At 63.7% G+C, this 17,160-nt stretch carries 18 protein-coding genes; 1 reads left to right on the top strand and 17 read right to left on the bottom strand.

From position 1 onward, the window contains the following. From PAQ31011_RS22530 to PAQ31011_RS22485, 10 genes are all read right to left on the bottom strand, one after another. Positions 1 to 407: ureidoglycolate lyase (locus PAQ31011_RS22530; protein ID WP_150577916.1), on the bottom strand; the 407-nt coding region annotated here is incomplete at its 3' end. 50 nt (positions 408 to 457) lie between these two features. Then, positions 458 to 1,480 (bottom strand): allantoicase, encoded by a 1,023-nt coding sequence (gene alc, locus PAQ31011_RS22525; protein WP_150577915.1) that lies wholly within the window; start codon positions 1,478 to 1,480, stop codon positions 458 to 460. 57 nt (positions 1,481 to 1,537) lie between these two features. Continuing rightward, entirely contained in the window at positions 1,538 to 2,071 is a 534-nt protein-coding gene (gene uraD, locus PAQ31011_RS22520) for a 2-oxo-4-hydroxy-4-carboxy-5-ureidoimidazoline decarboxylase (RefSeq protein ID WP_425495131.1), read from the bottom strand. 151 nt (positions 2,072 to 2,222) lie between these two features. Beyond that, entirely contained in the window at positions 2,223 to 3,167 is a 945-nt protein-coding gene (gene puuE / locus PAQ31011_RS22515; protein WP_150577914.1) for an allantoinase PuuE, read from the bottom strand. Positions 3,168 to 3,524: 357 nt separating this feature from the next. Beyond that, positions 3,525 to 4,457: a muramoyltetrapeptide carboxypeptidase gene (gene ldcA, locus PAQ31011_RS22510; protein WP_150577913.1), complete on the bottom strand. Its 933-nt coding sequence runs from the start codon at positions 4,455 to 4,457 to the stop codon at positions 3,525 to 3,527. Continuing rightward, the gene (gene tadA / locus PAQ31011_RS22505; RefSeq protein WP_150577912.1) at positions 4,454 to 5,008 is read right to left on the bottom strand and encodes a tRNA adenosine(34) deaminase TadA; all 555 of its coding nucleotides are present in this window, start codon (positions 5,006 to 5,008) and stop codon (positions 4,454 to 4,456) included. The genes ldcA and tadA overlap by 4 nt, the downstream gene beginning before the upstream one ends. A 184-nt stretch (positions 5,009 to 5,192) precedes the next feature. Then, on the bottom strand, positions 5,193 to 5,864 hold the full coding sequence (locus tag PAQ31011_RS22500) for a GntR family transcriptional regulator (RefSeq protein WP_150577911.1): 672 nt from the start codon (positions 5,862 to 5,864) through the stop codon (positions 5,193 to 5,195). Between the two features lie 2 nt (positions 5,865 to 5,866). After that, on the bottom strand, positions 5,867 to 6,742 hold the full coding sequence (locus PAQ31011_RS22495) for a ParB N-terminal domain-containing protein (protein WP_150577910.1): 876 nt from the start codon (positions 6,740 to 6,742) through the stop codon (positions 5,867 to 5,869). Between the two features lie 103 nt (positions 6,743 to 6,845). After that, positions 6,846 to 7,460 carry an LON peptidase substrate-binding domain-containing protein gene (locus PAQ31011_RS22490; RefSeq protein ID WP_150577934.1) on the bottom strand — a complete coding sequence of 205 codons (615 nt, stop codon included), beginning with the start codon at positions 7,458 to 7,460 and terminating at the stop codon, positions 6,846 to 6,848. A gap of 91 nt (positions 7,461 to 7,551) precedes the next feature. After that, positions 7,552 to 8,550, bottom strand: coding sequence for a LysR family transcriptional regulator (locus PAQ31011_RS22485; RefSeq protein ID WP_150577909.1), 999 nt, complete (start codon positions 8,548 to 8,550; stop codon positions 7,552 to 7,554). Positions 8,551 to 8,768: 218 nt separating this feature from the next. On the opposite strand from PAQ31011_RS22485, the gene PAQ31011_RS22480 reads away from it, so the two are divergent. Beyond that, positions 8,769 to 9,905, top strand: coding sequence for an MFS transporter (locus tag PAQ31011_RS22480; protein ID WP_246179724.1), 1,137 nt, complete (start codon positions 8,769 to 8,771; stop codon positions 9,903 to 9,905). A gap of 27 nt (positions 9,906 to 9,932) precedes the next feature. Here PAQ31011_RS22480 and PAQ31011_RS22475 read toward each other — a convergent pair whose 3' ends face one another. From PAQ31011_RS22475 to gcvA, 7 genes are all read right to left on the bottom strand, one after another. After that, positions 9,933 to 10,337 (bottom strand): hypothetical protein, encoded by a 405-nt coding sequence (locus PAQ31011_RS22475; RefSeq protein ID WP_150577907.1) that lies wholly within the window; start codon positions 10,335 to 10,337, stop codon positions 9,933 to 9,935. A 24-nt stretch (positions 10,338 to 10,361) separates the two neighbouring features. Then, positions 10,362 to 11,897, bottom strand: coding sequence for an efflux transporter outer membrane subunit (locus PAQ31011_RS22470; protein WP_246179723.1), 1,536 nt, complete (start codon positions 11,895 to 11,897; stop codon positions 10,362 to 10,364). Between the two features lie 4 nt (positions 11,898 to 11,901). Continuing rightward, positions 11,902 to 12,831: an HlyD family secretion protein gene (locus PAQ31011_RS22465; RefSeq protein ID WP_425495130.1), complete on the bottom strand. Its 930-nt coding sequence runs from the start codon at positions 12,829 to 12,831 to the stop codon at positions 11,902 to 11,904. Next, on the bottom strand, positions 12,824 to 13,018 hold the full coding sequence (locus tag PAQ31011_RS22460) for a DUF1656 domain-containing protein (RefSeq protein WP_150577906.1): 195 nt from the start codon (positions 13,016 to 13,018) through the stop codon (positions 12,824 to 12,826). Before PAQ31011_RS22460 ends, PAQ31011_RS22465 begins: the two co-directional genes overlap by 8 nt. After that, complete coding sequence (locus PAQ31011_RS22455) at positions 13,008 to 15,191, bottom strand: FUSC family protein (RefSeq protein WP_246179722.1); 2,184 nt, start codon at positions 15,189 to 15,191, stop codon at positions 13,008 to 13,010. Before PAQ31011_RS22455 ends, PAQ31011_RS22460 begins: the two co-directional genes overlap by 11 nt. Positions 15,192 to 15,301: 110 nt before the next feature. Then, positions 15,302 to 16,204 carry a LysR family transcriptional regulator gene (locus tag PAQ31011_RS22450; protein WP_150577930.1) on the bottom strand — a complete coding sequence of 301 codons (903 nt, stop codon included), beginning with the start codon at positions 16,202 to 16,204 and terminating at the stop codon, positions 15,302 to 15,304. Between the two features lie 34 nt (positions 16,205 to 16,238). Further along, complete coding sequence (gene gcvA, locus PAQ31011_RS22445) at positions 16,239 to 17,144, bottom strand: transcriptional regulator GcvA (protein WP_174990237.1); 906 nt, start codon at positions 17,142 to 17,144, stop codon at positions 16,239 to 16,241. Positions 17,145 to 17,160: the final 16 nt, after the last annotated feature.

Below are 17,160 nucleotides of genomic sequence, written 5' to 3'. Positions count from 1 at the left end.
ACCTCATCCAACGCCAACAACGGGTGATGCCACACACCCTTCGCATAGTTCACACCCTGCCATCCATCCGACACGAACGCACGCATCTTGCTCACGTCCAACTCGCCCGCCGGAGCCACAACCACCAGGTACGGCGTGGTCTTTAACGGAATGAACGCCTGACTGCCCAACGGGTGACGCTCTAACATCTTCACCTCGTACGGCAACTGACGCGGCTGGCCACGGAAGACGTTGACCAACGTGCGCCCACCCTCCGGGCCCAGATCCACCGTCGCCAAATCATGGAATCGCTCGGTCGTCCCGCCATTGATCGCGAAATGCTTCGCACCCTCCAACTCGATCACATCGCCGAACGCCGCGAACGCCTCCCGCGTCAATCGCTCGATCTTCAATGCCGGTCCCACCATGTCACGCTCCTTGTTCTCTCTGTTCGTTGTACTTTGCTACTTCTGTCCGATTACGCCTTCTTGTCGCTCAAACGTCCCCACAGACGCAGACGCGACACACCACCGTCCGGAATGATGTTGAAGCGGATGTGCGTGATCGCCCCCAACTTCTGTACCTGCTCGTCGAAGTAGAACTGCTTGTCCATCGCCAACTTCTGCTCCGGCAACAACACCGGCCAGAACATCGATTGCGTAATCAGTGACTGTTCGGTGCCGCCCGTGACGTACGCCGCCTGGATGGAGCAGCGGTCCGGGAAGTTGCCCTTGAAGTGCGCCGTGTCGACTTCGATCTTGCCAATCTCGCCCGGCTGCGCCAACGCAATAATCGCCCAGTCATTACCCGGCTCACGACGACGGCGCGTTTCCCATCCATCACCCATGTTCACACCACGGCCCGGCATCAACAGGTTCGACGCCAATCCGAAATGCTGGTTGTTTGCTGCGACCACGTAGCCGCCGTTTTCCATTGCGATGAGGTCGATCAGCTCATCACGCGAACGGCCCGCCCAGTCACTCTGCGGCAATCCGTACAGGCGCAGACGCGCCAGACCACCGTCCGGATACAGGTTCACGCGCACGTGCGTCGCTGCGCGCTGCTGCGTGATGGCATGGTAGTGGTGCGAGTTGCCCTGCAAGGTGGTCGACGGCAACAGTTCGAACCATTCGGCAGCGTCATTAGGTGCGCCATTCGGGCTGTAGCAGCCCTCAAGCGAAGCCGCAGGCGGGAAGTTGCCGGTGAAGTGGCTGGTGTCCAGATCGACGCCGAACAACACGCCCGGTCGCGCCAGCTTGACGATGCACCAGTCATAGCCGTTCACACGCTTGCGACGTGTCTCCCAACCGTCCATCCACTTGCCGTTCTCGTCGTACTTGCCCGGGATGAAGACAGCCGGCTCCGGGTTGAGCATGCGCTCTTTGGCCGCGAAGAATTCGTCGGTGGCGACGAGCGCTTCAGCACCCAGACGCGGGTCGGCGAGATTCACATAACGGCGCACGAAGTCCGGTGCGTTCGGGTCTTGCGGGACGAGGGCCATGCCAACTCCTTGATGCTCGGTAATGTCTGAAACTTGAGATATGACGGTGTCGTACGCTCAGTCGCGCACGAGGTCTTGCAGCCGGAAACCGGCAATACGGAAAATCTGACGCAGGCATTCCTCGATTTCGTCCGCACGGCTATTTTCCAGGCGCGTCGCGAAGTTCTCGATGATGCTGCTGCGGGTATGGCCACGCACGGCCAGGATATACGGGAAGCCGAATTTGACCTTGTAAGCGTCGTTCAGCTCAGTCAGGCGCGCAAACTCTTCTGCACTGCACTGATCCAGTCCTGCACCGGCTTGCTCACGCGTAGATTCGGCGGTCAGCTCGCCACGCACCGCTGCCTTCCCAGCCAGCTCCGGGTGGGCACGGATGAGGTCGAGTTGCGGCGTCTCACCCGCATCGATCACGGCCTGGCACATGGCGTCGTGCAGTGCATTGACGGTCGCGAACGGGCGATCTTCCCATGCGGCTTCAGCGACCCACGGGGAATGCTCGAAAATGCCGTCGAGCGCGGCAATGAACTCGGCGCGCGGTAGCGCCGACAGCTCGGCAACAATACGTTGGGTCATAGGCAACGGGGCGTTCATTAACTGCTCTCCTGGAGAACAAAGGTGGCGCCCCGCCGCACTCCTCGCGCAGCCCGATGACGCCTGTCGGATTCGAATTCAATGCCGGGCGTCACGTCCTACGGGACATGAACGCCCTATCAACTACCTGTTCAGCGATTCAATCGCCGGCTCACGCCGCCACGAACGGATGGCGCTCTTGCCAGTGACGCGCCACATCGATACGACGGCACACCCACACGCGATCGTGTTTTTCGATGTGATCGAGGAATCGCTGCAACGCCGCGAATCGGCCCGGTCGGCCCAGCAAACGGCAATGCATGCCGATCGACAACATCTTCGGCGCTTCGTCACCCTCGGCGTACAGGACGTCGAACGCGTCGCGCAGGTAGTGGAAGAAGTGGTCGGCCGTGTTGAAGCCCTGCGGCGCAGCAAAGCGCATGTCGTTGGAGTCGAGCGTGTACGGCACCACAAGGTGCGGTTTGACGTCGCCACTGCTGGTCTGCACCTGCGTCCAGAACGGCAGGTCGTCGCCATAGTTGTCGGAGTCGTACACGAAACCGCCCTGCTCGACGACGAGACGGCGGGTGTTCGGACTATCGCGGCCGGTGTACCAACCCAACGGCGCGCTGCCCGTCATTTCCTTGAAGATGTCGATGGCGATACGCATGTGCTCGCGCTCGGTCGCTTCGTCCATGTTCTGATAATGAATCCAGCGCCAGCCATGACACGCAATCTCGTGCCCAAGCTCCTGGAATGCGGCCGTCAGCTCAGGGTGACGCTGCATGGCCATCGCCACGCCGAACACGGTCAGAGGCAAACCGCGTCGCTCGAACTCGCGCAAGATACGCCACACGCCCGCGCGCGAACCGTACTCATAGATGGATTCCATGCTCATGTGACGGGCCTCGTAGGCGGCCGCGCCAATGATCTCGGACAGGAACTGCTCGGACGCCTTGTCACCGTGCAATACACAGTTCTCGCCGCCCTCTTCGTAATTCAGTACGAACTGCACGGCAATGCGCGCACGTCCCGGCCAGTCGGCAAACGGTACGTGACGGCCATAGCCGATAAGGTCGCGGGGATAATCCTTGGAATTCGCGTTGCTGCTGGCCATGATGTCTTGGCATCCTTCTGATGGCGGAACGATCGAAGAAGTTTAGCCAAATACATCCGCACGAAACATAGCCATATTCAGATATTCAGGCTGCGCTTAAACATATAGTCGCCCCCGCAACGCCATCGCCGACGGCCGGATTCGCCACGCCGACAGCCCTCACGCCCCTCGTTTCGCCGTCGACATTCGCCCCCGCAAATTCACTCAAACGACCGTCAAATCACCCTCAACACCGGCAAACCCACGGCATTCTTCGAGACAATAAAAAAGCACGCCGAGCGACGAAATCGTCCCGGCGTGCCTCTGTTTTGCGCAAATCCAGCTTTCCCGGGCGCCCTTGCACCCGGCATTCGCCCGTCATCCGGCGATATAGGGATATCCCGTAAGCGCCAGCGTAACGTTTGCGCCCGACGTCGACAATTTGGCCTGTCCGCCCACGGGTAAGGTCAGTTTATCGGGGCAATGACCGAAAGGCATGCCCGTGACGATCGGAATGCCAATGACCCGGCGCATGCTCTCAACCATGGTCGCCATGTCGTAACCATTGTCGTAATCGGTCAGACGATACTGAGAGAAGTCCCCCAGCACCAATGCGCGCTGATGCGCCAGAATGCCTGACTGATGCAACTGATACAGCATGCGCTCGACCCGGAACGGCGGCTCGTTCACGTCCTCCACGAACAGCACGCCGCCATCGATCTGCGGCAGATACTTCGTGCCGATCAGGCTGCACACCATCGCCAGATTGCCACCCCACAAGGTGCCCGACACATCGATGTCGCCGCTCGCACCGTCCCCCGCCCACCGGACGACGTGCGACTCGGACCGTAATACCGACGTGAACTGCTCCACTGTGAAATCGCTCAGCGTCTGCGCGCCGAAGTCAGCCAGCAACATCGGCCCCGCGAAAGTGTTGACGTGCGACTGCGACAACAATGCCAGTTGTAATGCCGTGAAATCGCTGTGCCCGACGATCGCGACGCGCTCGCCGCACAGGCGGTCATGCAGCGCTTTGTAGTCCAGTTGGTCGAGCAAGTGCACGGCACCGTAACCGCCTCGCATGGCGAGCACGACGTCCGGCAGCGGATGGTCGCGGCGCGCAAGCGCATTGATCTCCGCAACGCGCTCGGCATCGGTGCCCGCAAAGCGCAGGAACCGCCGCGACGTGACATCACGATTCCCGACGGTGTAGCCGAGTTGCTCAAGCGCGGCAATACCGCGCGTCGCAACGTCGGGATCCGGGGCGTACCCGGACGGCGCAATCAGTTCGATAAGACGAGTCTGCGTCAATTGGAAGTTTCCGATGGGGGGACGGAAGGATCGCCAGCCACCTCGGCCGCCGGCGACGACTCGGCAAGACGACGCGCCTTCGCTGCCGCGCGCCGCTCGCTGAAAAACGTTTGCAATATGCCCACGCACTCATCGCGCATGACCCCACCGACAACATCGGCATGATGGTTCAGACGCGGCTCGGCGAACAGGTCGACGACACTGCCGCACGCCCCCGTCTTGGGATCGGAGGCACCGAACACGACCCGCTTGATGCGCGCGTGCATGATCGCGCCCGCACACATGACGCACGGCTCCAACGTCACGTACAACTCGCATTCGGGCAGACGGTAGTTGCCCAGCGCCTGCGCCGCAGCGCGCAAGGCCTGCATCTCGGCATGGGCCGACGGATCGTGACCACTCACCGGGCAGTTATGCCCGACGGCGACCACCTGCCCGTCACAGACGACCACGGCACCGACCGGCACCTCTCCCTGCGCCATCGCAGCGCGGGCCTGAGCAAGCGCCAGTCCCATGTAGGTCTCGTCGGTCGCGGGTAAATCTCGATTCATGAAACGTTACGAAGTTGCAGAAGTTGCGGAAGTCCGGAATGCCCGCCGCGTATCGCCGATGCCGGATTCGTCCGGCATCCACAAAACCCGGCGAAATTGGGCCAGAAAGCAATGCACCATTCTCGCACAGCGCCCGCTCAGGCGATTCACCGGACTCGCCGTATAGGTGATCGGCGTATCGACGTCAGAACGACGCGCGCGACAGGAAGCTGAGATCTTCGCGGGCGAGCGCCTTGATCTCGTTGCGCGTGGTGAGGATGTGCGCTTCGAGCATCGAGACAACCGCTGCCACATCGCGCCGACGGCAAGCCGCGAGAATCTCGTAATGATCGTGCTGCGGCTTGACCTTGCCGGTCGCCTGCGACATTGCCAAATGCGAATATCGATCGGTATTCAGGCAGTACTCTTCGATAAGCACCCGCAGACGTCGATTGTTCGCCGGGGCCGAGAGCGCCAGATGGAAACGCCGGTTGTACTCCGCCCACTCGGAAACGACTTCGGATGCCGAGTACTCGGCCAGAATCTGCTCCATCAACTGGAAATCGCGCTCTGCCATGTTCGGCACAGCCAGCTTGGCAGCGTGGCATTCGAGCGCCACGCGAATGTCGAGCATCTCGCACAACTGCTCAAGATTGATGCTCGCCACCGTCGCCCCACGGTTCAGATGGTGCGTGACCAATCCCTCCGCTTCCAGTTGACGCAACGCCTCGCGCACCGGCACCCGGCTAGAATTGAAACGCTCCGCCAAGGCCTCCTGACGCAGTTGAAACCCGCCCGGAAGTACGCCGTGCAAGATCTCGTCTCGAAGCGTGTCGCGAATGGCCTGATGGAGTGCCTGAGGTCCAGGGGTTCGCATGGTTACTTGCCTGCGCGCGCTTCGGCCAACGCGATGGTGAGATGAGCCACCTTCTTCTTGAGCGTATCGCGCTCGGCCGTCATCGCCTTGAGCTCCTTCGACAACCGCGTCAACTCGTCGGACGGATCGACGCTCGTGTCCCACGGCGGTGTGCCGTCGTCGTCTTCGACGATCTCTTCCTCTTTCTTCTTGCGTGGCTTGACCGGACGCGCCTCACGCACCGAGCGCGCCAACTCGCGCAACTCCTGCTTGCCCGCCACCACGGCTGCGACCTGCGCCGCCTGCGGCAACGTCGACACGGCCGCCGCCGCGTTGATCGACACTTCACCGCGTTTGACCGCGTCTACCAACTCCGGCGCCGCCGCATTGTGGATCTGCTCGATCTGCCCCAGCGTATTGCTCGACAGACGTGCCGCGCGCGCCAGTGCCGCACGCGTGAGCGCCATGGTGTGCGCCGGGATCGACGACTTCGATGCGTCCGCTTCCGGTGCCGTCGCGTCGCCCGCCGCAGGTGCTGCCGGCTCAGACGCTGCCGCCGGGGCATCGGGGGTGTCTCGCCCCTCAAGAATCGTCTTCTTGCGCAGGGCCAGCACGCCGCGCTGGTAATCGGAAACGCTGCGACGCCCCAGATGGTTGTCGATCATCCAAAGATGCACGTCGTCCATCGACTGGAAAGTCGCATTCTGGACGGTTCGGAATTCGATGTCGTGCTTGCGGCAGATCTCGTAGCGATTGTGGCCGTCGACCAGCACGTCGCCCCACAGGACAAGCGCGTCGCGGCAACCTTCGGCAAGCAGACTCTGTTCGAGGGCAGCGTATTCGTCAGGCGTGAGCGGATCGATGTACGCCTTGAGTTCTTGGTTAATCTGGACTGTCATGGGTGTGTGTGACGATGCCGTCGCCGGCGGCGGCGGCACGGAAAATCTTGGCAGGCGACATTATCGCCTGTCCGGCCGCGATTGACGAAATCGCCCGTCGCGCTCAGGAAAGCACGCCGTGGTCCGTCAGAAATGCCTGAATCCGGGCCAGACGCGCCACCGGATCGGCAATGCCCAGCAGCGTCTCCTTCTCATGCGCGGGCAACGGCAGCAGCTCGGCCCAGCGGTCGGCGACCCAGCCGCATTCATCCAGACGGTAAGGCGGTGCCAGCGGCAGCTTGGCCGCACGGGCCGGATCGCGCTGCAACCCTGCGATCAGCTTGCCCAGGGTGTCCGCGCTGACTTGCAACGTGTCGGGAATGGCGACGCTGTCGTCGGCAGGCAACATCTCCGCCTCGCCCATCCACAACCCATACTTGCCCAGCTCGACAGACGACAACCGGAACTTGGTCGTGCCCCGGCAAACCAGTTCGAGCAACGCCGGCATGGGCGCACGCCAATCGTCGATACGCGCCATGGTGCCGATCATCGCGGGCTCCTCGACGCTGTCCGGCATGCGGACTTCACTGCCCTGTCGCAGCACCACGACGCCGAACTCGGTGCCGTCCGCCAGACATCGCTTGATCATGTCGAGATAGCGCACCTCGAAGATGCGCAAATGCAACACCCCGGAAGGGAACAAGGCGTTGCCGAGCGGGAAGAGCGGGATCTGTGCCATGCCATATGATGACATGAAGTTGTCCTCTGTAAGTGTCATGTCACACGTCGCCCTGACACCCCGAAACACCCCGATCCCACTTCGCGAAAACCTACCGCGCCCCGGACGGCACGATGCTCGCTTTGATGCCCGCTTTGATGCCCGCCTCCCCCCCATGCCGCACCAGACAAACATCGGGCAGCGTCGCCGCCTCGTGCGCGAAACGCTCGATCAGGAAGTCGAGCAAGGCACGCACGCGCGGCACCATGTAGCGCGTGCGATGCCGCACGGCATAAACCCCCGCCTCCTGCGCAACGAATGTCGGCAGCAGGATCTTCAGCCGCCCGGCACGGACATCGTCGGCGGCGTCCCACAGTGTCTTGCGAACGATGCCGCGACCGTCGAGCGCCCAGCGGCGGGCAATCGTGCCGTCGTTCGTCTCCCACGCCTGCGCCATCGGCACCGAGAACTGCCACGTCGCCTCGTCCTTTTTGAAATGGAACTCGTTGAGCGGCCCCGAGGACGTGACGAGCACGATGAACTGATGCGCCCCTAGCGCGTCCGGCGTTTCCGGTTCGCCGTAGCGCGCCAGATAGTCGGGCGACGCACACAACACACGGCACATCGGCGCGAGACGACGCGCCACCAGCGTGCCGTCCTCCGGCTCGCTGAAGCGAATGGCGATATCCACGTCGTCCTGCACAAGATTGGAGATCGAGTCGGTCAACGTCAGCGATAGCCGAATGTCCGGGTAACGCTCGACGAACGCATCTAGCCACGGCGAGAGCTTGTGGGTGCCGAAATCGGTCGATGCCGACAGCCGGATCTTCCCCCGAATCGCCTCGCATCCCGCCTGAAGCGCGGCCTCGCCGTCGTCGATGGCCTGCAACGCCACAAGGCAGTGCGACAAGTAGACGCGCCCCTCTTCGGTGAGCCGTAGCTGACGTGTCGTACGGTCGAAAAGACGGGTCTGCAACGACGCCTCCAGCTTCGCCAGCCGCGCACTCGCCGCCGCCGGCGACAGCCCCAGCTTGCGTCCAGCCGCCGAGAGGCTGCCGAGCGTTGCTGCCGTGGTGAAGAGGCGCATGTCGCCCAGTTTGTCGGTCGCCATTTTCTATCTATTTTTGAAAGTCATTCAAATTGGCGACAGATTATCAAATACAACGAGCATCGGCAGACTACGTCACATCGTCCCGCCGGGACACTCGTGCGCCACACCCGACCATGTCCGCTTCCTCGCCAGCCGTCCCACCTTCCTCCCCTCAAACGTCCGACAAACCACAGAGCGAACATAGTGACACCGCCGCATGGGCATCGCTCACGGCGCTGATGCTCGCAACCTTTATCGCCGCTGCGAACGAAACCGTCCCCGCCGGATTACTGCCGCAACTGGCGGACAGCTTTCGCATTTCGGAATCGTGGGCCGGGCAGATGGTGACGCTGTGCGCGTTGGGCGCAGGCCTCGGTGCCGTGCCGCTCACCGTGCTGATGCACCGCTGGTCACGTCGCACCGTCCTCGTTATCGCCCTGCTCGGCTTCGCCGTGTGCAACGCCGTCACGGCATTCTCGTCGGACTTTGTGCTCACGCTCGCCGCACGCTTCGTCGTCGGACTCGCGACGGGGCTCGCGTGGAGTGAAATCGCCACGTATGCGCGACGGCTCGTGAGCCCGTCACGACAAGGTCGCGCACTAGCATTCGCCATGCTCGGCGTGCCGCTGGCACTTGCGGTCGGTGTGCCCGCCGCCACGACCCTCGGCCACCTGATCGGCTGGCGCTGGGTCTTCGGCGGCTTGTCGGCTTGCGCGCTGATCCTCGTCGGATGGATGCTGCTGATCGTGCCGGATGTGACCGATGGGAACGAGATCAGCGCCCCCGCAGCCCGCGCCTCCGTGATGGACGTATTGCGTTTGCCGGGCGTGCGTCCGGTGCTTGCGGTGGTCATGCTGTGGGTCGTCGCGCACTACACGCTCTACACGTACATTGCGCCGTTTCTTGCGTCGTCCGGCATGAGCGAACGGCTTGCGACGATGCTCTCGACGTTCGGCATCTTCACGCTCGTGGGGCTCTGGGGCGTTGGCCTGTGGGTGGACCGATGGCTGCGCCGACTCGTGTTGACGGCACTGGCAACGTTCGTCGCCGTGATCGTCGCCTTCGGATACTGGCCGACGTCGTGGCCCGTGCTGATGGGGGGCGCTGTGCTCTGGGGACTGAGCTTCAGCGGCGCACCGACGATCTTGCAGACGGCACTGGGCAACGCGGCAGGCGAGCACGAGAACGTGGCGCAGTCGATGCTCGTGACCGTCTTCAATCTCTCGTTCGCCGCCAGCGGCGTGCTGGGCGGTGCCGTGCTGTCAGCGTGGGGGGCCGCCGCACTGCCGCATGTCCTCGTGACGCTTGCACTCGCTGCGTGGGTCGTCGCGTTCGCCGCTCGACGCCACGGGTTTGCGCCGCGCACGTCGCGTTAGTTTGCAACCCCGCAGCAAGCGCCCTCCTCAGCCTGCGGAAGCCGTCAGACGCTGGGCGAGGGCCATCGCCTCGTCGCGCGTGGCGACCGCTTCGTGCGGGATGCCGAAGGCCTTCACCGCCGTCTCCCCCATTGCGCGGACAGCCGCACGTCGCGCTTCATTCGGCTCAATGCTCACCAGCGCTTTGCAAACCTCAGCCAGCGCCGCCTTGTGTTGCTTGAGCCAAATGGCGCGCTGCTTGCGGTCTTCGTGCGTTTCGTCGCGCGTGAGCTGGTCATAGACGACCACGAACGGCTTGCCGTGCTTCAGCAATGCCGTCATCTCTGCCTCCCAGTCACGCGCATAGCCCGGCTCGGCGGCCTCCTGGTTGAAGATGACGTACGGCAGTTCACGGATGTCGTGGATCGAAAACAGATGGGGATCGAGTGACATGGAGTTCGCTCCTGAGCGATGAAATCAAAGGGAAGCACGGGGAACGGGTTGAGCCGGTACTGTCTCCGGCCCCCACCCCGCCCCCAGTGCCTTGTAAAGTGCAATGGCGTTGAGGACCTCACCGCCCTGACTGATGGCAAGGGCGTCGCGTGCGCGATTGGCGGCGCGTTGCGCCACCAGCACGGGCAGATAGGCACTCAAGCCACGTTGGTAAAGACGCGTGGTGCGGACCAGCGCCTGCTGGCTATCGTCGACCGCCGAATGCAGCGCGACTTGCCGTGCCCGCTCGCCATGCAGGCCCGTGAGTGCGTCCTCGACGTCGCGCAACGCCAGCCGGACATCGCGCTCATACGCAAGACGCGCCGCATCGGTGGCGGCCTGCGCCACGGTGACACCAGCGCGCGCCCGGCCGCCGTCGTAGAGCGTCTGACTGCCGATCAGCGCGGCGGACCACGCGACACTCGCGCTGGTGAACAGATCGTGGATCAGGCTCGCCGTCGTGCCGAGACTCAGCGGAATGCTGAAGTGCGGGAAGCGCTCAGCCTCAGCCACACCGATTTGCGCCGTCGCGGCGGCAAGCCGACGCTCGGCCGCGCGAACGTCGGGGCGCTGACGAATCACGTCGGACGGCAACGACAGCGGTAGCGCGGGCATCACCGGCAATGCGGCGGAGGGCGCGGCCAGCGTATCGCGCCATTGCGCAGGGAATCCGCCTGCCAGTACGCCGATCGCGTGGCTCAACCTTTCGACATCGGCCTGCAACCGAGGTGGCTCCGCCTGCGCGAGTTCACGCTCCGCTCGGGCCTGCGCCACTTCGGCGGACGTCCCCAGACCTTGCGCGAAGGCGCGTTGCGCCAGACGTTCACCCTCGAACAGCGTACGGATGTTCTCCTGCGCGATGGACAACCTTGCTTGCGTAGTCCGCAACATGGCGTAGTCGGCTGCCAGCTCAGCCAGCAGGCTCACACGCACGGCTTCCTGATCGAACGCCACCGCTTCGACGTGCGCGTCGGCCGATTCCACCGCCCGTCGCGTACCGCCGAAAACGTCGAGTTCCCAACTCGCGTCGAACCCCAGTTGCCACGTGCGCGACTGCCCGATGCCCGGCGGCCAGTCCAGGCGCTTGCTGGAGCGCAACGCCTGCGCCGTCCCGCCGGCCGAGATCGTCGGACCCAGCCCAGCGGCGATCTGCATCCGCTGCGCGCGGGCCTGCACGAGATGCGCCTTGGCAATGCCGAGATCGCGGTTGTTTTGTAGGGCCGCGTCGATGAGCTGGTCAAGCACCGGATCGCCGAACGACCGCCACCATTCGCGCAGTCGCGAGGCATCGGACGTAGCTGACGTATCAAACGTATCGCGCACCTCATGCCACTCGGCAGGCACATCCGCCTCAGGCGCGCGGTAGTCGGGGCCGAGCGTCGTGCAGGCTGTGGCGGTCAGCAGCAGACTCATCCCGCCGACCGAAACCGCTCGACGAATCGCACGGCCCGACACCTTAAGAGAGACGTTCGACGCCGGTAAAGCGGCAAGCACACCCATGAATTTCAATGCGAGTTTCATAACGTCACATCCATCGCATCAACAAGCTGGCGAGATGTCCCTTCGGCGTGCCTGTGGCCTCAGGTCGGCCGACGTCTACGCTACACGTCATGCCCGCAGCCAGCACCACCCCGGCAGGCACACGGTCGATGGCGATGCGCACCGGAATGCGTTGCGCGAGACGCACCCAACTGAAACTCGCTTCAACGCTTGGCAACCCCTGTGCGTCGGCATGCTCGTTGGCGTCCGTGATGCCACGCCCGATGCCCGCGACATGGCCTTCGAGCATCTCGTCGAATCCCATCAAGCGAATACGCGCGGGCGCACCGGTGCGGATGCCATGCAGCTTCGTTTCCTCGAAGTAGCCCGTCACCCAGAAGCTGTGCGCATCGATCAGTGCGACGTTTCCCCGTCCTGCCACCGCGTAGTCGCCGGGACGCAGCCGCAAATGGGTGACATACCCATCTGCGGGGGCCCGCAATTCGGTGCGCGTCAGATCGAGGCGGGCTACGTCGAGTGCGACCTGCGCGCGACGTTGCTCGGCTTGCGCAATGGCGACCGCGTGATTCGCGCGCTGAATGTCTTCGCCGGGCACGAGATCGTCCATGCCGCGCCGACGCTTCGCGTCCTGCATCTTTTGCTGCATGACGGCCGTCGCTGCGCTCAGTTGCGCTTCGGCCTGCGCCACGGCAAACCGGAAACGCTCGGGGTCGATGCGATAAAGCAACTCGCCGCGCTTGACGAGCTGGTTGTCGGCCACGGCTACGTCGAGCACCGTCCCCGATACCTCGGGCGCGATATGGACAACCTCCGCACTGACGCGACCGTCGCGCGTCCAGGGTGCGACGACGTACGCGCGCCAGAGCGCCACGACCAGCGCCACGGCGAGAGCTACCGCTACCAACGTCCCCGTCGCCCTCGCAGCGGGACGCAACCACATCATTCGATCAGACATAAATCACCAGCAGAGAAACCAGACAGAGAGAAACGGCGAACTCGAAGAGCGCCGGATGCCAGACGCGGCGCATCACACCCGCACGCGTCATCACGAAACGAAGACCTAAGAACACCGGCAAGGCAATGCAGGCATAGACGAAGAACGGCGGCAGATAGATGCCCGCCACAGCAACTTCACTGAGCATGGGATTCGGGAGCTAAAGGTTGAGGTTGACCGAAGTAGGCGGCATGCGCGTCGAGCGTCGCAGCGATGTCGATGAGCGCCGCCACGACACGCCTGAGATGGCGAGCCTCGACCGGTGCGACGGGCGATGGAGGTAACGTCGCCTGAATTCGCACCAGCCGTCGGACCGCATGTCGTGCATGGCGCGCCGCGAGCGCCGGCTCAGGGTGACGCGTCCGCAAGCGGCGTTGCATCCGGTCCAGTGCGACGGCAACGACTCGCCTCACCTCCGCAAACTGGGTATGTCGACCCTCGCCGACCATCCACCCTCGCACCCGCCATACCTCGCGCCCCAAATGGAGACCGGCCAGTGCGTCGGCGATGTCACGATGCATGGCGTCCGGCTGCGACTTGCGGAGTGCGCCGAGCGATGCGATTCGGTGTTGCTGACGCCATTTCCATACGCGAGACGCCGTCAGCAGCTTGGTGATAGACCCAATCGACGTAGAAGGACGAAACGTACGCAAGGCTTCGTCGCGAATCCGCATTCGCAGCCGCTCGATGTCTCGCGGCAAGACCCGAGGCAGCAGCAAGCGGAACCCCATCCACGCCACGAGCGTCCCCACGATCCATGCGACCGACCAGTTGAGGAACAGCGGGAGGTTGTAGTGCATCGGATTGTCGGCCGCCGTGAGCGTGTTGAATCCGACGAGGTACGCGAGCGCCGCCAGGCCATGCTGCGGTAACGTCGTCGCGTAAATCCCGGGCAGCCAGAACAGCGCCAGCACCACAAGCAGCAACGGCAATCCGTTGATGTGCGGCAACACGAGGAACGCGCACACGAACGCGACAGGCACCGCAATCACCGACCCCTTGACGAATTGCCACGCACCGGCAGCCGGGTTCGGTGCTGCGGCGAGCAACGCACAGTACGGGGCGACGATCAGCAGCATCATGTCGCCATGCGGCCAGCCGGTGACGATCCAAATGGCCCCTGCGGTGAACAACGTCAGCGCAGACCGCAGACCGTTCTGCCACGCAGCGCGCGGATCGCGGTGAAAGCTGACGACGGTCTTCGCACCCGCCGGTCGCGGACGATTCAACGATGCCAGTCCGTCCAATGCGGCGAGGTAATCGTCGATCTGATCAATCGCCTGATCGATGGCGATGAGCGTCGCTGACGACACCGCGTCGGCGCTAGCGTCGGGCATGGCGTGAGTCCCTGTGCGCGCATCGATAAGTCGCTGCCTGGCGTCACGCATCACTCGCGCAGCACGTTCCAGCGGCTGCGAACCGGTGCCGACCGAGCGCGCCGCTTCACGCCATGCAGCGGCGAGCATCGGCCGCAACGTCGAGCCGAGCGGTTCCCGCGAACCACCGGCCAATGCCGCGAAGAGCGACGCCATCGCGTGCCGTACGGCATGGGCGCGATGCGCGAGGTCCACCGACTCCGCCTTGCCGACGGCCAGCAGATCGTCCACACCGTAGATCTCGGTCATCAACTGACGTTTGGCGTCGGCGGCAGCCGCGTGTGATGGCGCATCGTCGGCCACGTTGGCTGCGGCCAATACCTCCGCAGCCCGTGCCGTCAATCGCGTAAGCGTCTCCGCCAACTTCCCCCGTACGCCGCGCGCACTGAACAGCGCTGACACCAGCGACAGACACACCACACCGACCATCACGGTCGAGGCACGGCCGATAACGTGATCGAACGTGAGATGCGGGTGTTGTAGTGCACCGAACGTCGCTAGTCCGACGGTGTACCCTGCGACCACCACGCCCGACGCCCGGAAGTGCCGCAGCATCGTCATACCGGCAACGCACAGCCCCAGCCAGACGGAGAAGCCAAGAAGAAAGAGCCAGGGCATCTGTCCGAAAGCGGACATCAGCAAGAACGACGCGACCATGCCCGCGAGCGTGCCGAGCACACGCCACGCGCCCTTGCCGATCACGGCTCCCTGCACGGGATTGATGACAAGCAACACGGTCGTTGCGGCCGAGAACGGCATCTCCAGCTCGAGGAGATACGCGACACACAGCGCCAACCATGCGGCGACGATGGACCGAAAGACGTAGGTGGCGCACGGCGACGTGAAGTCCGTGCGCGAGACGATGGCGGTCAGCCAGCCCAGCCGCGACGCCTTAGATGCGGTAGGCGCGCCGGACCCGGTGACCGAAACAGGTGTCGATGACACGATGACCCTTGAACACAGTGACGATGCTCATCACTGTAGGGTCGGCGTCTGTCATGCGAAAAGTGACTTGATTGGAATGAACGATTGCGTCTGACGCACCGATGACCAAATCAGTACGTCTCGCAGATTCTGCGGACGGTCCGGCGCAGCCATTGGTGCGCCGGATCGGCCTGAAAGCGCGGATGCCATGCCTGCGTCAGCACCACCGTCTCCAGCGGCACAGGGAAATCGAACTGTCGCAGACGCATGCCCGCTTCCAGCGCGCTTTGCGCGAGATGCGACGGCAACGCGAGCAGCAAATCGCTGTTAAACAACGCGAAAAGCGCTGCGGACGGCGTCGGCACGACCAGCGCCACGTGGCGTCGCAACCCCAGCGACTCCAGCGCATTGTCGATCGGTCCAGCGAACTTCCCGCGTCGCGACACGCCGATGTGTCCCCATCGGGTGATGCGCTCGGGCGTGATGTCCTCGTCGAAAATCGGATGATCGTGACGTGCCATGCCGACGAAACTGGTCGTGAACAGCGGCTGTATGCGAATCTCCGGGCCCAACGGTCGCGCAGCACTGATGAACAGATCGATCCGCCCGCTACGCAGCGCCTCGTCGTCCATATCGTCTTCTTCTGGCGAGAAGCGCAGCATGGCGCGCGGCATCTCGGCGGCCATCGCTTCGAGCAGGCGCCCCGAGTGCAGCCCCACGACGATATCGTTTGCACGCACGTTGAAGCGCCGGTCGAGTGTCTTGAGGTCGACGCCATCGCCGGGCGTGAGTACCTGTCGCGCCTGTTCGACCGCCAGCCGCACCTGTTCGCGCATCGCCAGCGCACGCGGCGTAGGCACGAGCTTGCGGCCCGCCTGCACGAAGACCGGATCGCCCAGCGTCTCGCGAATCCGGCTCAGCGTACGGCTCATCGCTGGCGGGCTCAGATGCATGCGTCGTGCGGCACCGACAACGCTGCCCTCCTCCAGCAGGATATCGAGCGCGTGAAGCAGATTGAGATCGGGAAGTGACATGGCGAGATGGGTGGTCATTGCATGAAACGCAATGCTAACGCCTGTCGCGTGTCTCCTGCAAAAGCCAATCGTGGACGTCGGCGATCTGCGCGGCATGCCGCGTACGGCGGGGATACACGATGTAGAAGCCGGCCCCGGTCCGCAATTCGGTATCGAACAGCCGCACAAGACGGCCGGCCGCAATGTCCGTTGCCACGAAGTCACGATGCGCGAGCGCCAACCCCTGACCGGCGACAGCGGCGTCGATGGCCAGCGCGGTCTGGTTGAACCGCACGTTCTTCGCTTCCGACATCTGAGCCTTGGGCAACGTGAGATCGAGAAACTGCGGCCAGGCGTTGTGGGCGTCGTGAAGCAAGGCATGCCCTCGCAAGCTGCCGGGGCCATCCGTTTTGCCGGGATGACCGGCGGCCGCAATCACCGCAGGACTCGCGACCGCGACTTGCGCCTCCTCGAACAACGGCTCCACGACCAGCCCGCCACCAAAAGGCGGACGTCCGTAGCGTACGGCCAGATCGACGGCGTCGGCCTGAAAGTGCGACAACCGGTCCGTCGCGAGGATACGCAGATCGATGTCGGGATGCGTTTCGAGGAACGCGGGCAGTCGGGGGATCAGCCATTTCGATGCGAATGTCGGCGTCACGCTGATCGTCAGCCGCAACGGTTCCGGACGCAACGCTTGCGTCGCTTCAGTCAGCATCTCGAAAGCGCGTCGCACGCCGCTCGCGTAGCGGCGTCCGTTCTCGGTCAGCGACAGCGCACGCGGATGCCGCTCGAACAACTTCATCCCCAATTCCGCTTCGAGGCCCCGTACCTGCTGTGCCACAGCGCCCTGCGTCACGCCCAGTTCTTCCGCTGCAAGCCGGAAGTTGAGATGTCGGCTCGCGGCTTCGAAAGCACGCAACGCGTTGAGCGACGGTAATCGGCCGATGGCTTCCGTCATGGTGTAGTTTTTCTAC

The organism is Pandoraea aquatica (genome assembly GCF_902459565.1).
In the GTDB taxonomy this organism is placed as follows: domain Bacteria; phylum Pseudomonadota; class Gammaproteobacteria; order Burkholderiales; family Burkholderiaceae; genus Pandoraea; species Pandoraea aquatica.
This window is presented reverse-complemented; position numbering and strand designations above follow the sequence as displayed.